This is a genomic window from Streptomyces sp. NBC_00250 (assembly GCF_036192275.1).
Taxonomy (GTDB): Bacteria; Actinomycetota; Actinomycetes; order Streptomycetales; family Streptomycetaceae; genus Streptomyces.
In genome coordinates this window covers 2255420-2270546 of sequence record NZ_CP108088.1, presented here as the reverse complement: position 1 = coordinate 2270546, position 15127 = coordinate 2255420, and the positions used below count along the sequence as shown (strand labels likewise).

The window sequence follows — 15127 nt, the reverse complement described above, 5'->3', positions numbered from 1 at the left end:
TCTCTCCCTACCTGTGCGATTGAGCCAAAGTCTCCCATCCACGCAGCTCACCGCGCAGATCGCCTTGACCGCCCCCCGGGCCGTCAGCACCATGGCGAGATTCCCACGGCGGTGGCCGGGGACGGGCGGACGGGGGCGAAATCGGTGAGCACGGTGACCGCGACGAAGCGCCCGGGCGGGACGCGCACACCGCGCGACGCCCACGGGACACGCCCCCGCGGCCCCGACTTCGGAGCCTGGTTCCTGGTGCTCCCGGCGCTGCTGCCGATCCTGGTCCTCAGCGTCGGCCCACTGCTCTACGGCATCGCGCTCGCCTTCACGGACGCCCAGTCCGGCCGCACCCAGGCCACGAGCTGGGTGGGCACCCTCAACTTCCAGGACCTGCTGCACGACAGCCTCTTCTGGGAATCGTTCCGCATCGGAGTCGTCTGGGCCGTCGGTGTCACCGTCCCCCAGTTCCTGCTCGCCCTCGGCCTCGCCCTCCTGCTCGACCAGAAGCTCCGCTTCCGCTGGCTGGCGCGAGCCCTCGCCATCGTTCCCTGGGCGATGCCCGAGGTCGTCGTCGGCATCATGTGGCGGCTCGTCTACAACCCCGACGCCGGCATCCTCAACGAGACGATCCGCACCCTGGGGTTCGGCGAGGGCCGTGACTGGCTCTCCGGGCTCGCCACCGCCCTCCCCGCCGTCGTCCTCGTCGGCGTCTGGGCCGGGATGCCGCAGACCACCGTCGCCCTGCTCGCCGGACTCCAGAACACCCCGCGCGAACTCCACGAGGCCGCCGCCCTCGACGGCGCCGGAGCCTGGCGCCGCTTCCGCGCCGTCACCTGGCCCGCGCTGAGACCGGTCGCCCTCGCCATCACCGCCCTCAACCTGATCTGGAACTTCAACTCCTTCGCCCTGGTCTACGTACTGACCAGCGGCGGACCGGGCGGCCGGACCCGGCTCCCCATGCTCTTCGCCTACGAAGAGGCCTTCCGCTACGGACAGTTCGGCTACGCGGCCGCGATGGGCTGCGTGATGATCGCCGCCGTCTCCGTGCTCATCGCCCTCTCCCTCGTACGCCGGCTGAAAGGGGACCAGGACCGGTGAGCGCCCTCCGGACGAGCCGACCCGCGCGCATCGGCCAGTACGCGGCCCTCCTCGCGTATCTGGTCTTCCTCGCCTTCCCCTTCCTCTGGCTGGTCTCCACCGCCTTCAAGCCCGCCCCCGAGCTGGCCTCGCTCCACCCCACCTGGATCCCGAAGGACCCCACGCTCGACAACTTCCGGCAGGCCTTCGACGAGCAGCCGCTGCTCAGGGCCGCCGCCAACAGCCTGGTCGCAGCGGTCGCCGCGGCCGTGATCGCGGTGGCCGTCGCGACCCCGCTCGCCTATGTGACGGCCCGCCACCGGGGCAGACTCGCCTCGGCCGCCACCGGCTGGGTGGTGATCAGCCAGGCCTTCCCGTTCGTGCTCGTCATCATCCCGCTCTTCCTGATCCTCAAGAACCTGCACCTGATCAACAGCGTGTTCGGCCTCGTCCTGGTCTACGTGGTCTGGTCGCTGCCCTTCGCCCTCTGGATGCTGATGGGGTACGTCCGGGCCGTCCCCGCCGAACTGGAGGAGGCCGCCGCCGTCGACGGCGCGGGCCGGCTCCGTACCCTCGTCTCGGTCACCGCCCCGCTGCTCGTCCCCGGGATCGTCGCCACCGCCCTCTTCGCCTTCGTCACCGCGTGGAACGAGTTCTTCTTCGCGCTCGTGCTGCTCAAGACCCCGGAGAAGCAGACCCTGCCGGTCGTCCTCACCCACTTCCTCGGCGCCGAGGGCGTCGCCGACCTCGGCCCGCTGGCCGCCGCCGCCTTCCTCGCCACGCTGCCGTCCCTCGTCGTCTTCGCCGTCCTCCAGAGACGGATCACCGGCGGGATGCTGGCCGGGGCGGTGAAGTCATGAGACGACGGATCCTCACCCTCACGGCCGCGCTCGCCCTGCTCCTCACCGGCTGCACCACCGGGAACGACGCTCCCGAGGACGGGGTCGTACGGCTCCGCTTCCAGTCCCTCGCCTGGCAGAAGGAGTCCGTCGACGCCAACCGGCAGCTGGTGAAGGAGTGGAACGCCTCCCACCCCGACGTCCAGGTCGAGTACGTCCAGGGCAGCTGGGACTCCGTCCACGACCAGCTCCTCACCTCCTTCGAGGGCGGCGAGGCGCCCGACATCATCCACGACGCCTCCGACGACCTCGCCGACTTCGCCTACGGCGGCGACCTCGCCGACCTCCGCCCGCTGCTGCCCGAACGGCTCCGCGCCGACATCCCCGCCCGCAGCTGGGAGACCACCACCTTCGGCTCCGACAAGGGCGTCTACGGCGTGCCGTTCCTCCAGGAACCGCGCGTGATCATCGCCAACCGGAAGATCCTCGAATCCTCCGGCGTCCGCGTCCCCACCCCGGAGAAGCCCTGGACCTGGACCGAGTTCCGGCAGATCACCCGGGACCTCACCCGCGGCATGGGACCCGGCCGGTACGCGGTCGCCTGGCCGCTCAAGGAACCCGTCTCCGTCAGCCTCAACCTCGGACTCTCCGCCGGCGGACAGCTCTTCCACCGGGAGGCCGACGGCCGGGTGACCGTCCGCTTCACCGAGGCCGACGCCGTCGTCCCCGGCACGATCCACGATCAGGTCGCCACCGACCGCACCGCCCCGCGCACCACGCTCGGCAGCGGCGGCTCCGACACCCTCCCCGGGTTCTTCGCCGGCAAGTACGCGATGGTCCCGCTCGGCTTCGCCTACCGGCAGCAGATCGCCCAACAGGCCCCCGAGGGCTTCGAGTGGACGGTGCTGCCCGCCCCCGTCGGGAGCGCCGGGCTCACCCAGGGAGTCTCCCCGCAGACCCTGTCGATCGCCGAGGACAGCCCGTACAAGAAGGAAGCGGTCGCGTTCCTCGACTTCTTCCTGCGCCCGGAGAACATGGTGCGGCTCGCGCGCGGCGACTGGATGCTGCCCACCGGCGCGGCCGCGCTCGCCGACCCCTCCCTGCACACCGCGAGGGACGGCTGGGCGACCGGGGCCGCCGTGGCCGAACGGCTGCGGCCGGCGCCCGCGCAGTCGGTGCGCGGATACCCGGAGTGGAAGGACAAGGTGGCGACGCCGGCCTTCCAGGAGTACTACAGCGGCGCCATCGACGGAGTCGAACTGCGCAGACGTCTGGTGGAGGACGGCAATCGGGTGCTCGCCCGGTATCAGCGCAAATGATGGGTTCGCCAGGGGTTCGCCATTACGAAACATTGTTGAATAAGTCACAGATGGGTGAAGGGTCTTCTCGCGGATCCCCCTGATCGGACAGTGTTCGAACCGGCCACCGCGCCGCCCCCCACGAGGCGCGGTGGCCCGCCTAGATTGACCCCATGACGAAGAAGAAGACGTACGCGGCCCTGCTCCGCGGCATCAACGTGAGCGGCCACCGCAAGGTCCCCATGGCGGAGCTCCGTCCCCTCCTCGAAGGCCTCGGGCACACGAACGTCCGCACGTACCTCCAGAGCGGGAACGCCGTCTTCACCACCGACTCCGGCGCCGGGGAGGAGGAGCTCAGGACCGCGCTCGAAGACGCCGTCGAGGACCGGTTCGGCTTCCGCGTCGACTGCCTGGTCCGCGACGGCGACTACCTGGCGGCGGTGGCCGAGGCCTGCCCCTTCCCGGCCGCCGAGATCCAGGGCAAACAGCTCCACGCCATCTACTACTCCGGGCCCGCGGACCCCGAGCTCTTCGCCTCGATCGACCGCGAGACCTATCTCCCCGAGGAGTTCGCCCTCGGCGACCGCGTGCTCTACCTCTACGTCCCCGAAGGCCTCGGGACGTCCAGGCTGAGCGCGGTGGTCTCCCGTCCGTCCCTCCTGAAGGGACTCGTCGCCACCGCCCGGAACTGGAACACCGTGATCAAGCTCATCGAGATGACACGGGAGGACTGACCGCGAAGTGGCCCAGCGCCACGGCGTGTGATTGGACCACGGGGACAGGCCACCGGCTGGCTAGATTTCACGGTATGACGAGCACCGACACCCCGCCCCGCCCCGCCGTCGACTTCTACTTCGACCCCGCCTGCCCCTTCGCCTGGATCACCTCCCGGTGGATCCTGGAGGTCGAACGGGAGCGGGACATCGACCTCCGCTTCAAGGTCATGAGCCTGTACCTGCACAACGAGGGCAACACCCTGCCCGACTGGTACCGCGAACTCGTCGACGCCTCGATCGGACCCGTCAGAGTCGCCGCGGCGGCGGCCGAGCGGCACGGCGAGGAGATCCTGCGCCCGCTCTACACCGCGTACGGGACCCGCATCCACGAGAAGAAGCAGACGGACTTCGACGCCGTCGTCGCCGAGTCGCTCACCGAACTCGGCCTCCCCGCCGAACTGGCCGGGGCCGCCCACGACCCGGCGTACGACGAGGCCGTCCGCCGCAGTCACGACGCGGGCAAGGACCCCGAGGCCGGGGCGTACGTCGGCACCCCGACGATCCACGTCGACGGCACCGTCTGGTTCGGTCCGGTCCTGCGCGCCGTCCCGCGCGGCGAGCGCGCGGCCGAACTCTTCGACAGCTTCCGGGTCCTGGCCAACCACCCGGACCTCTTCGAACTGAAGCGGACCCGCACGGGCGGCCTCGACTTCGGCTAGAACCCGTGCTCCCGGAGCTGCCTCCCGCCGGGCGGGAGACAGCCGGGTGCGGGACCGGCGCCGTCGTGGGCCGGTCGCCGCCGATCGCAGTCGACTACCTGGCGAAGCCGTAGTCCAGCAGCTTCTTGACGTCGGCCGCCCTGTTCGTCTCGTTCGACGAGGCGAGCACCGTGCCGATGACCGTCTTGCTGCCGCGGGTCGCCGCGAAGACGAGGCAGTACTTGGCCTGCGGACCCGAACCGGTCTTCAGGCCGATCGCGCCGCTGTACGTGCTCAGAAGCTTGTTGGTGTTGGTCCACGACATGTACCGGTATCCACCGGTCTTGGTGGTCACCTTCTGCTTCGTGGACTTCGTCTTGACGACGGTGCGGAACGTGGAGTTCTTCATCGCACTGCTCGCGAGCTTCGTCAGATCGCGCGGAGTGGAGTAGTTGCTCCCATTGCTTATTCCGTCGAACGAGTCGAAGTGGGTGTTGCGCATGCCGAGGTTCCTGGCCTCGGTGTTCATCTTCCCGATGAACGACTTGATCCGGGCCGCCCGGGTGGTGCCGGTGCCGAACTTGTCCGCCAGCGCGTAGGCCGCGTCGCAACCCGACGGCAGCATCAGGCCGTAGAGGAGCTGTCGGACCGTCACCTTGTCGCCGACGATGAGACGGGCGGACGAGGCGTTCTTGGAGACGATGTAGTCGCTGTAGGCCTTCTGGACGGTGACCTTGGCGTCCAGGTTCAGACCCCGCTGGGCCAGAACCACCTTCGCGGTCATGATCTTCGTGGTGGAACCGGTCGACCTGCGGGTGTCCGCGGCCTTTCCGAACAGCGTGGTGCCCGTCCCGTTGTTCATGACGAAGCCGCCCGCGGCGGTGATCGACGGGGTGGGCGGCGCGGCGTACGCCTGGCCGGTGAAGAGGCCGCCGGCCAGTACGGCCGAGGCCGTGATCGTGACGGTCACGGCTCTGCGTACGCCGAGTGTCGAAGTGATCAAAGTCTTCTGCCCTTGGTAGGAACCGATGTCTGCCGGGTCCGCGATTGGCCCGGCGCACAGAAGACGCACGAAACGGCTCCAGGGATGCACGACCGGGACCATGATCTTCCTCGCACCCGCTGTCGCGAAACCGCAGGAGCGGTCGGCGAGTCGTTCCGTGGCGTCGACGGTATGAACGAGACACGGGCCCAGGAGTAATCGGGCAGCTGGGTTCAGGCGGTGTGGGCGACCGGCCGGCGTGCGGCGTGCGCGCCCTCGTACCGCTCCACGAGCAGCGCGGCCAACTCAGGGGAGGGGCCGAGGACGTCCGCGAGGACGTCGGCCTCCGCCGCGCCCGCCGCGATGCGGTCCGGGAGGCGGCCCGGGGCGATCACGTAGGGGGCCACGGCCACCCGCCGGACGCCCCGGTCGGCGCGCAGGGCGCGTACGGCGTCGTCCGTACGCGGAAGAGATGCGGAGGCGAACGCGGGCCGCACGGAGCACCAACCGGTGCGCCGCAGCTCCCGCGCCGTTTCTGCGATCACCGCGATCGCCTCCGGGTCGGTGGAGCCCGCCGAGGCCAGGACGACCCCGGTGGTGCTCTTGTCGCCGGGCGTGAGCCCGGCCTCGTACAGCCGTCGCTCCACCGCCGCGATCAGCAGCGGCGAGGGGCCGAGGACCTCCGCCTGGTGGATCCGCAGGGACGGGGGTGCCTGGCGCAGTACGGCGGGGATGTCGGCCTTCGCGTGGAAGGCCCGGGTCAGCAGCAGCGGCAGCGCCACCACGTCCCGGACCCCGTCGGCGGCGAGCCGGTCGAGCACGCCCGTCACCGACGGCAGGTTGAAGTCCAGGAACGCCGTCTCCACGCGCAGCCCCGGCCGCAGCGCACCGGCCCGGCGCACCAGCGCCTGGACGGTCGCCGCGTGCCGCGGATCGCGGCTGCCGTGGGCGACGACGAGGAGGACAGGGCGGTTCATGGTGGATCGGCTCACTTCACCAGCAGGCCGCGGCTGCGGAGCACCCAGCGCTCCAGCGGGCTGAAGATCAGCAGGTCGATCGCGATGCCGACGACCAGGATCAGCAGGATCGCCAGGAACACGCCCGGCAGGTCGATGTTGTTGCGGCCGTTCTCCAGCAGCTGGCCCAGGCCCAGGCCCAGATCCGGCGAGGAGGCGATGATCTCGGCGGCCATCAGCGAACGCCAGGAGAACGCCCAGCCCTGCTTCAGACCGGCCAGGTAGCCGGGCAGCGCCGCCGGAAGCGTCACGTGCCAGGTGCCCCTCAGACCGGTGGCGCCCATGGTGCGGCCGGCCCGCAGGAACAGCGGCGGGACCTGGTCGACGCCGGAGACCAGACCGTTGGCGATGGACGGGACGGCGCCCAGCAGGATCACCGTGAACATCATCGCGTCGTTCAGGCCGAACCAGAGCACGGCCGGCGGCACCCACGCCACCGAGGGCAGCGACTGCAGGCCCGACAGGATCGGGCCGATCGCGGCGCGCACGAACTTCACCCGGGCGACCAGCAGGCCCAGCGGGGTGCCGATGGCGAGGGCCAGCAGGAAGCCGGCCAGACCCCGCGACACGCTGGTCCAGATGACTTCGAGCAGGGTGCCCTGCAGCCACATGTCGGTCAGGCCGTCCCACACCGCGGACGGCGCGGGCAGCTTGGTCTCCTCGGTGATCTTCGCGGAGACGAGGATCTGCCAGACGGCGAGGACCAGGACGACGGCGAGGGTGGGCGGGAGGACCTTCCTGAGGAGGACCTCCCGGACCGGCGTACGGCGGATCTCGACCGCGTCCAGGGCGTCGAGTCCGGCCTCCAGACCGGCGAGGTCGTCCTTCTTGACCGTCGCGGCGGTGTCAGTGCTGGCCATGGCGGCGGATCTCCCCACGCAGGTGTTCAGTGATCTCAAGGGACAGCTCGGCCACGTCCGCGTCCTCGATGCGGCGCGGCTGCTGGATGCCCACGGTCCATTCCTTCGCGACCCGGCCGGGGCGGGAGGAGAGGAGGACGACCCGCTGCGCGAGGCGCACGGCCTCGCGCACGTTGTGGGTGACGAACAGGACCGAGAGGTTGGTCTCCTCCCAGATACGGGTGAGCTCGCCGTGCAGCACGTCACGGGTGATGGCGTCCAGGGCCGCGAACGGCTCGTCCATCAGCAGCAGTTGGCTGTCCTGGGCCAGCGCCCGGGCGAGGGCCACGCGCTGCCGCATGCCGCCGGACAGCTCGTGCACCCGCTTTCCGTACGCGCCGCCGAGCCGGACGAGTTCGAGCAGCCGCTCGGCCTCCGGCCTGCGCTCGGCCTTGGACACCCCGCGCAGCCGCAGGGCAAGTTCGATGTTCTTGCCCGCGGTCAGCCACGGGAAGAGGGCGTGCTCCTGGAACATCAGGGCCGGCCGGCCGCCCGGGGTGTCGATGGACCCCTGGGTCGGCCGGTCGAGTCCCGCGACCAGGTTCAGCAGGGTGGACTTGCCGCACCCCGAGGCCCCCAGGATGGTGACGAACTCGCCGGGCGCGACGTCGAGACTGACGTCGTCCAGGACGAGCTGGGTACCGGCCGGGCCGGAGAAGGACTTCGAGACGTGCTCGATCCGGGCGGCGTGCGTCTGCTCCGCTACGGTGCCCTCGGCAGCCTTGGCGAACGTCGTGGCCATGGTCGTCACCTCCTGGGGTTACGGATTCGCGGTCTGTTTCGTCGGCTCGGCGCGGTTACTTGACGCCGAGACCGGCGTCGGAGACCTCGGGCTTGCCGGCGGCCTTCAGCACCTTGTTGAGGAGCTTCAGGTCGTAGATGCCGGCCAGGTCGGGCTGCTTGATCAGCTCGGCCTTGACCGCCCACTCGGACTGGGTCTTCAGCGTCGCGGCCAGCGGGTCGTCGGTGATCGCGATGCTGGGCCACGCCGGGTCGATGACCTTGGCGTCGAGCGCCTTGCCGCCGAGGGACTTCAGCGCCGCGTTGGCGGACGCCTTGGCCTTGTCCGGGTTGGCGTTGATCCACTCGTTGGTCTTCACCGTGCCCGTCAGCACGGCCTCGACCACGTCCGGGTGCTCCGAGAGGAACTTCTGCGACACGATGATGTTCGTGATCACGAACTTCTTGTCGGGCCACAGGGAGGTCTCGTCGAGGAGGACGGTGCCGCCCTGGGCGACCAGCTTGGAGGCGGTCGGCTCGGGAACCCAGGCACCGTCGATGGAGCCGGACTTGAAGGCGTCCGGGGTGACCTTGTTGTCCGTGCGGACGACGGAGACGTCACCCTCGCCGGACTCCGGGTCGACCTTCCAGCCCTTCTCCGCGATCCAGTTGAGGAGCGCGACGTCCTGCGTGTTCCCCTTCTGAGGGGTGGCGATCCGCTTGCCCTTGAGGTCGTCCAGGGTCTTGATCTTGTCCGGGTTCACGACCAGCTTGACGCCGCCCGACGCGGAGCCGGAGATGATCCGCAGGTTCTTGCCCTTGGACTTGACGTACGCGTTGATGGACGGCGAGGGGCCGATGAAGCCGATGTCGAGAGAGCCGCCGTTGAGCGCCTCGATCTCGGACGGGCCGGCGTTGAAGTTCTGCGGCTTCAGCGTGGTGCCGCCCAGCTCCTTCTGGATCAGGCCGTCCTGGACGCCGATCAGAGCGGTCGCGTGGGTGAGGTTGGGGAAGTACCCGAGCCGTACGGTGTCGGCGGAGAGCTTCTTGCCCTCGGCGGCCACCTTCTTCTCGTCGTTCTTGGCCTCGGAGCCGTAGCCGCAGGAGGCGAGTGCGCCGATCAGCAGCGGCAGAGCGGCGGCGGCGGCGAGGCCGCGGCGCAGGGTGGTACGGGTGGTGGCAGGCACGGGAGGTTTTCCCCTCGATTCAGCGTTTTCGAAGTCTGCGTCTATGTCGTTCGGGGTGGAGCGGGTGGAGCGGGGTCGCGCCGCGCATGCGGCGCGTCGAGGTCAGCACGCACATCGCGCGACGCCTCCCATGCCCGCACCGAGGGCGCCGGAGCCCACCCGGCCGCCCTCCTTCGCGAAGGTCGCGTAGACGTTCCGGTCCATCAGAAGTCCCACCCTTCCTCGTCCTCGACGACCGAGACGGCCTTGGCGGTGGCGAAGGACTCGCCCGCCATGCCCGCCGCGAGCGTGGTGCCGTCCGCCGGGTCGATCAGCAGGAACGAACCGGTACGGCGCGAGTCCGCGTACGCGTCGAGCGCGAGCGGCTCTGCCGTGCGCACCACGACCCGGCCGATGTCGTTGGCGACCAGCTGACCCGGGTTCGGGTGCTGCGAGAGGTCGTCCAGGGTCAGCCGCGAGGGGATCTCCTTGACGATCGCCTTGACCGTGCGGGTGGTGTGCTTCAGGAGCACCCGCTGGCCGACGGCGAGCGCCCGGTCCGCCACGTGGCAGACGGTCGCCTCGATGTCCTGCGTGGTCGCCGGGGCGTCACCGCTCGGGGCGAGCAGGTCGCCGCGCGAGATGTCGATGTCGTCGGCGAGCCGGATCGTGACCGACTGCGGGGCCCAGGCGATGTCCACGGACTCGCCGAGCGCGTCGATCCCGGTGATCGTGGAGGTCTTCCCCGACGGCAGGACGGTGATCTGCTCCCCGACCCGGAAGGCACCGGCCGCGATCTGACCGGCGTAGCCCCGGTAGTCGGGGTGCTCGGCGGTCTGCGGGCGGATCACGTACTGCACGGGGAAACGCGCGTGGCAGGCCGTGAGGTCGTGGCTGACCGGGACGGTCTCCAGGTGCTCCAGGACCGTCGGGCCGCCGTACCAGTCCATGTTCGCGGACGGCTCCACGACGTTGTCGCCGGCGAGCGCCGAGATCGGGATCGCGGTGATCTCCGGGACGCCGAGCTCGGAGGCGTACGTCGTGAACTCCTCGGCGATCGCGGCGAAGACGGGCTCCCGGTACTCGACCAGGTCCATCTTGTTCACGGCCAGGACCACGTGCGGGACGCGGAGCAGGGCGGCGACGGCCGCGTGCCGGCGGGTCTGCTCGACCACGCCGTTGCGGGCGTCGACCAGGACCACGGCCAGCTCGGCGGTGGAGGCGCCGGTCACCATGTTCCGGGTGTACTGCACGTGCCCGGGGGTGTCGGCGAGGATGAAGCGGCGGCGGGGCGTCGCGAAGTAGCGGTAGGCCACGTCGATGGTGATGCCCTGCTCGCGCTCGGCCCGCAGACCGTCGGTGAGGAGCGCCAGGTCGGGCGCCTCCTGGCCGCGGGAGCGCGAGGCGTGCTCCACGGCCTCCAGCTGGTCGACGAGGACCGACTTGGAGTCGTGGAGGAGGCGGCCCACCAGGGTGGACTTGCCGTCGTCGACGGAGCCGGCGGTGGCGAAGCGCAGCAGGGTGGTGGCCGCCAGCTGCTCGGACAGCTGCTCGGTGGACGTGCTCATTAGAAGTACCCTTCGCGCTTGCGGTCTTCCATCGCTGCCTCGGACATCTTGTCGTCGGCGCGGGTCGCGCCCCGCTCGGTGAGCCGGGAGGCGGCGATCTCGGCGATGACGGCGTCCAGCGTGGTGGCGTCGGAGTCGACGGCGCCGGTGCAGGACATGTCGCCGACGGTGCGGTAGCGGATCAGCCGGGTCTCGACCGACTCGGTGTCCTTGGGGCCGCCCCAGTCGCCTGCCGTCAGCCACATGCCGCTGCGGGCGAACACCTCGCGCTCGTGGGCGAAGTAGATCTCCGGGAGCTCGATCTTCTCGCGCTGGATGTACTGCCAGACGTCCAGCTCGGTCCAGTTGGACAGCGGGAAGACCCGGACGTGCTCGCCGGCCGCGTGGCGGCCGTTGTAGAGCTGCCACAGCTCGGGGCGCTGGCGGCGCGGGTCCCACTGCGAGAACTCGTCGCGGAGCGAGAACACCCGCTCCTTCGCGCGGGCCTTCTCCTCGTCGCGGCGGCCGCCGCCGAAGACGGCGTCGAAGCGGTGCTGCTGGATCGCCTCGGTGAGCGGGACGGTCTGCAGCGGGTTGCGGGTGCCGTCGGGGCGCTCGCGCAGCTTGCCCGCGTCGATGTACTCCTGCACGGAGGCGACGTGCAGCCGCAGCCCGTGCTGGGCGACGACGCGGTCGCGGTACTCCAGGACCTCGGGGAAGTTGTGCCCGGTGTCGACGTGCAGCAGCGTGAAGGGGATCGCCGCGGGGGCGAAGGCCTTCAGTGCCAGGTGCAGCATGACGATGGAGTCCTTGCCGCCGGAGAAGAGGATCACCGGCCGCTCGAACTCGCCCGCCACCTCACGGAAGATGTGGACGGCCTCGGACTCCAGCGAGTCGAGGTGCGACAGCGCGAACGGGTTGTCGGTGCTGTCGTGAACATGGGCGACGGTGGTCACAGCAGACCCCTCTCGGTGAGCAGCGCGTGGAGCTGCGCCGCGGACTCCTGCACGGTCTGGGTGTGGGACTCGATCCGCAGATCCGGGTTGCGCGGCTCGTCGTACGGGTCGTCGACACCGGTGAGGCCGCTGATCTCGCCCGCGGCCTGCTTGGCGTAGAGACCCTTCACGTCGCGTACGGAGCAGACGTCCACCGGAGTGGCGACGTGCACCTCGACGTAGGGGGTGCCTTCGGACGCGTGGCGCTTGCGGACCGCCTCGCGGCTGTCCTCGTACGGGGCGATGACGGGGACGAGGGCCTTCACGCCGTTGGAGGCGAGCAGTTCCGCGACGAACCCGATCCGCTGCACGTTGGTGTGCCGGTCCTCGCGGCTGAAGCCGAGGCCCGCGGAGAGGAACTCGCGGATCTCGTCGCCGTCGAGCACCTCGACGCGGTGGCCTTCGCCGCGCAGCCGGCCGGCCAGCTCGTACGCGATGGTGGTCTTGCCGGCGCTCGGCAGACCGGTGAGCCAGATGGTGGCACCCGTCACGTGCTTCTCCTGAATGTTCTGAGTGTCCGTCATCCGTGGAGTCCGCATTCGGTCTTGGCGCGGCCCGCCCAGCGTCCGGCGCGGGCGTCCTCGCCCTCCAGGACGCGGCGGGTGCAGGGGGCGCAGCCGACGGAGGCGTATCCGTCCATGAGGAGCGGGTTGGTGAGGACACCGTGCTCGGTGACGTACGCGTCGACGTCGTCCTGCGTCCAGCGGGCGATGGGGGAGACCTTGACCTTGCGCCGCTTCTCGTCCCAGCCGACGACCGGGGTGTTCGCCCGGGTCGGGGACTCGTCGCGGCGCAGCCCGGTCGCCCATGCGCTGTACCGGGTCAGGCCCTCTTCGAGCGGCTTGACCTTGCGCAGCGCGCAGCACAGGTCGGGGTCGCGGTCGTGCAGCTCGGGGCCGTACTCGGCGTCCTGCTCGGCCACGGTCCGACGCGGGGTCAGGGTGATGACGTTGACGTCCATGACGGCGTCCACGGCGTCGCGGGTGCCGATGGTCTCCTCGAAGTGGTAGCCCGTGTCGAGGAAGACGACGTCCACGCCGGGCCGGACCCGCGAGGCGAGATGGGCGACGACCGCGTCCTCCATGGAGGAGGTGACGCAGAAGCTCTCGCCGAAGGTGTCCACGGCCCACCGGAGGATCTCCAGCGGGGAGGCGTCCTCCAGATCACGGCCGGCCTGTTCGGCGATCGCCTTGAGGTCGGCCGTGCCGGCGTCCTGGCCCTGATCTTCGTGAGTTGTCGTCATATCTCTTCCCTTCCAGGGGTGTTGCTCGAAGTCGCCGGGGCGAGCAGCCCCAGGAACTTCAGCTGGAAGGCTCGACTGCACGCGGCGCATTCCCAGGCGCCGTGACCCTGCTCGTTGGGACGCAGGTCCTCGTCGCCGCAGTAGGGGCAGTGGAACGGTGCGGCTCGCTCGCTCATGAGAGGGCCTCCTCGGAGGCGCGGGCCGCCCAGGTGGCGAAGCGCTCGCCGGTCTCGCGCTCCGCCTGGAAGCGCTTGAGGACCCGCTCGACGTAGTCGGGGAGCTCGGCCGCGGTGACCTTGAGGCCGCGGACCTTGCGGCCGAAACCGGCCTCCAGGCCGAGCGCGCCACCGAGGTGCACCTGGTAGCCCTCGACGCGGTTGCCGTCGTCGTCCAGGACCAGCTGGCCCTTGAGACCGATGTCCGCGACCTGGATACGGGCGCAGGCGTTGGGGCAGCCGTTGATGTTGATGGTCAGCGGCTCGTCGAACTCCGGGATGCGGCGCTCCAGCTCGTCGATGAGCGAGGCCCCGCGGGCCTTGGTCTCGACGATCGCGAGCTTGCAGAACTCGATGCCGGTGCAGGCCATCGTGCCGCGCCGGAACGGGGTCGGGTTCACCCGGAGGTCGAGGGCCTCCAGGGCGGCGACCGCCGATTCGAGCTGGGCCTCCTCGACGTCGAGGAGGATCATCTTCTGGTCCGCGGTGGTGCGCAGCCGGCCGGAGCCGTGCTGCTCGGCCAGGCCGGCGATCTTGGTGAGGGTGGCGCCGTCGACCCGGCCCACGCGCGGGGCGAAGCCGATGTAGAACCGGCCGTCGTTCTGCCGGTGCACACCCATGTGGTCGCGCCACTGGCCCGCGGGCTGGTCGGGGGCGGGGCCGTCGTTCAGCTTGCGCTGGAGGTACTCGTCCTCCAGGACCTGGCGGAACTTCTCCGGGCCCCAGTCGGCGACGAGGAACTTCAGCCGGGCGCGGTTGCGCAGCCGGCGGTAGCCGTAGTCGCGGAAGATCGAGATGACGCCCTCGTAGACGTCCGGGACCTCGTCGAGGGAGACCCAGGTGCCGAGGCGGACGCCCAGCTTGGGGTTGGTGGAGAGACCGCCGCCGACCCAGACGTCGAAGCCGGGGCCGTGCTCCGGGTGGTGCACGCCGACGAAGGCGATGTCGTTGATCTCGTGCGCCACGTCGAGCTGGGGCGAGCCGGAGATCGCGGACTTGAACTTGCGGGGCAGGTTGGAGAAGTCCTTGTTGCCGACGATCCGGCGGTAGATCTCGTCGATGGCGGGCGTGCCGTCGATGATCTCGTCGGCCGCGATGCCGGCCACCGGGGAGCCGAGGATGACACGCGGGGTGTCACCGCAGGCCTCGGTGGTGGACAGGCCGACCGCCTCCAGGCGGTTCCAGATCTCGGGGACGTCCTCGATGCGGATCCAGTGGTACTGGACGTTCTGCCGGTCCGTGATGTCGGCGGTGCCCCGGGCGAACTCCTCGGAGATCTCGCCGATGACCCTGAGCTGCTCGGTGGTCAGTCGGCCGCCGTCGATGCGGACGCGGAGCATGAAGTACTCGTCGTCCAGCTCCTCCGGCTCCAGGACACCCGTCTTGGTGCCGTCCAGACCCTGCTTGCGCTGGGTGTAGAGGCCCCACCAGCGCATGCGTCCGCGCAGGTCGTTGGGGTCGATGGAGTCGAATCCGCGCTTCGAATAGACCGTCTCAATACGTGTCCGTACATTGAGACCGTCGTCGTCCTTCTTGAACTGCTCATTGCCGTTCAGGGGGGTGAAGTGCCCCACGGCCCACTGACCCTCGCCACGGTGGCGCCCGGTCTTGCGGCGTGCGGCGGCTGGGGTGGGGTTTTCCGGGGTGGCGGCCATGGCGTCTTGTCCTTCGGGACTGCGAGAGGGCGGCTCTGACCTGCACACTGGCGCTCAGGTCGGAGGGTGG

Annotated in this window: 16 protein-coding genes; 5 read left to right on the top strand and 11 right to left on the bottom strand. The window is 70.2% G+C overall.

Features of this window, described 5'->3' with window-relative positions; all coding sequences use genetic code 11:
- The first annotated feature begins 144 nt into the window (after positions 1-144).
- The 5 genes from OG259_RS10215 (at position 145) to OG259_RS10195 (ending at position 4640) form a co-directional block, all read left to right on the top strand.
- Complete coding sequence (locus tag OG259_RS10215) at positions 145-1089, top strand: carbohydrate ABC transporter permease (protein ID WP_328941986.1); 945 nt, start codon at positions 145-147, stop codon at positions 1087-1089.
- Entirely contained in the window at positions 1086-1928 is an 843-nt protein-coding gene (locus tag OG259_RS10210) for a carbohydrate ABC transporter permease (protein ID WP_328941985.1), read from the top strand. Before OG259_RS10215 ends, OG259_RS10210 begins: the two co-directional genes overlap by 4 nt.
- The gene (locus tag OG259_RS10205; protein ID WP_328941984.1) at positions 1925-3226 is read left to right on the top strand and encodes an ABC transporter substrate-binding protein; all 1302 of its coding nucleotides are present in this window, start codon (positions 1925-1927) and stop codon (positions 3224-3226) included. Before OG259_RS10210 ends, OG259_RS10205 begins: the two co-directional genes overlap by 4 nt.
- Before the next feature lie 152 nt (positions 3227-3378).
- Positions 3379-3939 carry a DUF1697 domain-containing protein gene (locus OG259_RS10200; RefSeq protein WP_328941983.1) on the top strand — a complete coding sequence of 187 codons (561 nt, stop codon included), beginning with the start codon at positions 3379-3381 and terminating at the stop codon, positions 3937-3939.
- 74 nt (positions 3940-4013) lie between these two features.
- Positions 4014-4640, top strand: a complete 627-nt coding sequence (locus OG259_RS10195) for a mycothiol-dependent nitroreductase Rv2466c family protein (RefSeq protein ID WP_328941982.1) — start codon at positions 4014-4016, stop codon at positions 4638-4640.
- A gap of 94 nt (positions 4641-4734) precedes the next feature.
- On the opposite strand, the gene OG259_RS10190 is transcribed toward OG259_RS10195, so the two are convergent.
- The 11 genes from OG259_RS10190 to OG259_RS10140 all read right to left on the bottom strand — a co-directional run bounded on the left by OG259_RS10190 (position 4735) and on the right by OG259_RS10140 (position 15057).
- Positions 4735-5589: a D-alanyl-D-alanine carboxypeptidase family protein gene (locus OG259_RS10190; protein WP_328941981.1), complete on the bottom strand. Its 855-nt coding sequence runs from the start codon at positions 5587-5589 to the stop codon at positions 4735-4737.
- 245 nt (positions 5590-5834) lie between these two features.
- Positions 5835-6578: a sirohydrochlorin chelatase gene (locus tag OG259_RS10185; protein ID WP_328941980.1), complete on the bottom strand. Its 744-nt coding sequence runs from the start codon at positions 6576-6578 to the stop codon at positions 5835-5837.
- An 11-nt stretch (positions 6579-6589) separates the two neighbouring features.
- Positions 6590-7477, bottom strand: coding sequence for an ABC transporter permease (locus OG259_RS10180; protein WP_328941979.1), 888 nt, complete (start codon positions 7475-7477; stop codon positions 6590-6592).
- Positions 7464-8258, bottom strand: coding sequence for an ABC transporter ATP-binding protein (locus tag OG259_RS10175; RefSeq protein WP_328941978.1), 795 nt, complete (start codon positions 8256-8258; stop codon positions 7464-7466). Before OG259_RS10175 ends, OG259_RS10180 begins: the two co-directional genes overlap by 14 nt.
- Positions 8259-8313: 55 nt before the next feature.
- A complete protein-coding gene (locus OG259_RS10170; protein WP_328941977.1) occupies positions 8314-9423 on the bottom strand; it encodes an aliphatic sulfonate ABC transporter substrate-binding protein in 1110 nt (369 codons plus the stop codon).
- 203 nt (positions 9424-9626) lie between these two features.
- Positions 9627-10970 (bottom strand): sulfate adenylyltransferase subunit 1, encoded by a 1344-nt coding sequence (locus OG259_RS10165; protein ID WP_328941976.1) that lies wholly within the window; start codon positions 10968-10970, stop codon positions 9627-9629.
- On the bottom strand, positions 10970-11905 hold the full coding sequence (gene cysD, locus OG259_RS10160) for a sulfate adenylyltransferase subunit CysD (protein ID WP_328941975.1): 936 nt from the start codon (positions 11903-11905) through the stop codon (positions 10970-10972). The genes OG259_RS10165 and cysD overlap by 1 nt, the downstream gene beginning before the upstream one ends.
- Complete coding sequence (gene cysC, locus OG259_RS10155) at positions 11902-12468, bottom strand: adenylyl-sulfate kinase (protein ID WP_328941974.1); 567 nt, start codon at positions 12466-12468, stop codon at positions 11902-11904. The genes cysD and cysC overlap by 4 nt, the downstream gene beginning before the upstream one ends.
- Entirely contained in the window at positions 12465-13187 is a 723-nt protein-coding gene (locus tag OG259_RS10150) for a phosphoadenylyl-sulfate reductase (RefSeq protein WP_328941973.1), read from the bottom strand. Before OG259_RS10150 ends, cysC begins: the two co-directional genes overlap by 4 nt.
- A complete protein-coding gene (locus OG259_RS10145; protein ID WP_328941972.1) occupies positions 13184-13363 on the bottom strand; it encodes a hypothetical protein in 180 nt (59 codons plus the stop codon). Before OG259_RS10145 ends, OG259_RS10150 begins: the two co-directional genes overlap by 4 nt.
- Positions 13360-15057 (bottom strand): nitrite/sulfite reductase, encoded by a 1698-nt coding sequence (locus OG259_RS10140; protein WP_328941971.1) that lies wholly within the window; start codon positions 15055-15057, stop codon positions 13360-13362. Before OG259_RS10140 ends, OG259_RS10145 begins: the two co-directional genes overlap by 4 nt.
- Positions 15058-15127 lie beyond the last annotated feature (70 nt).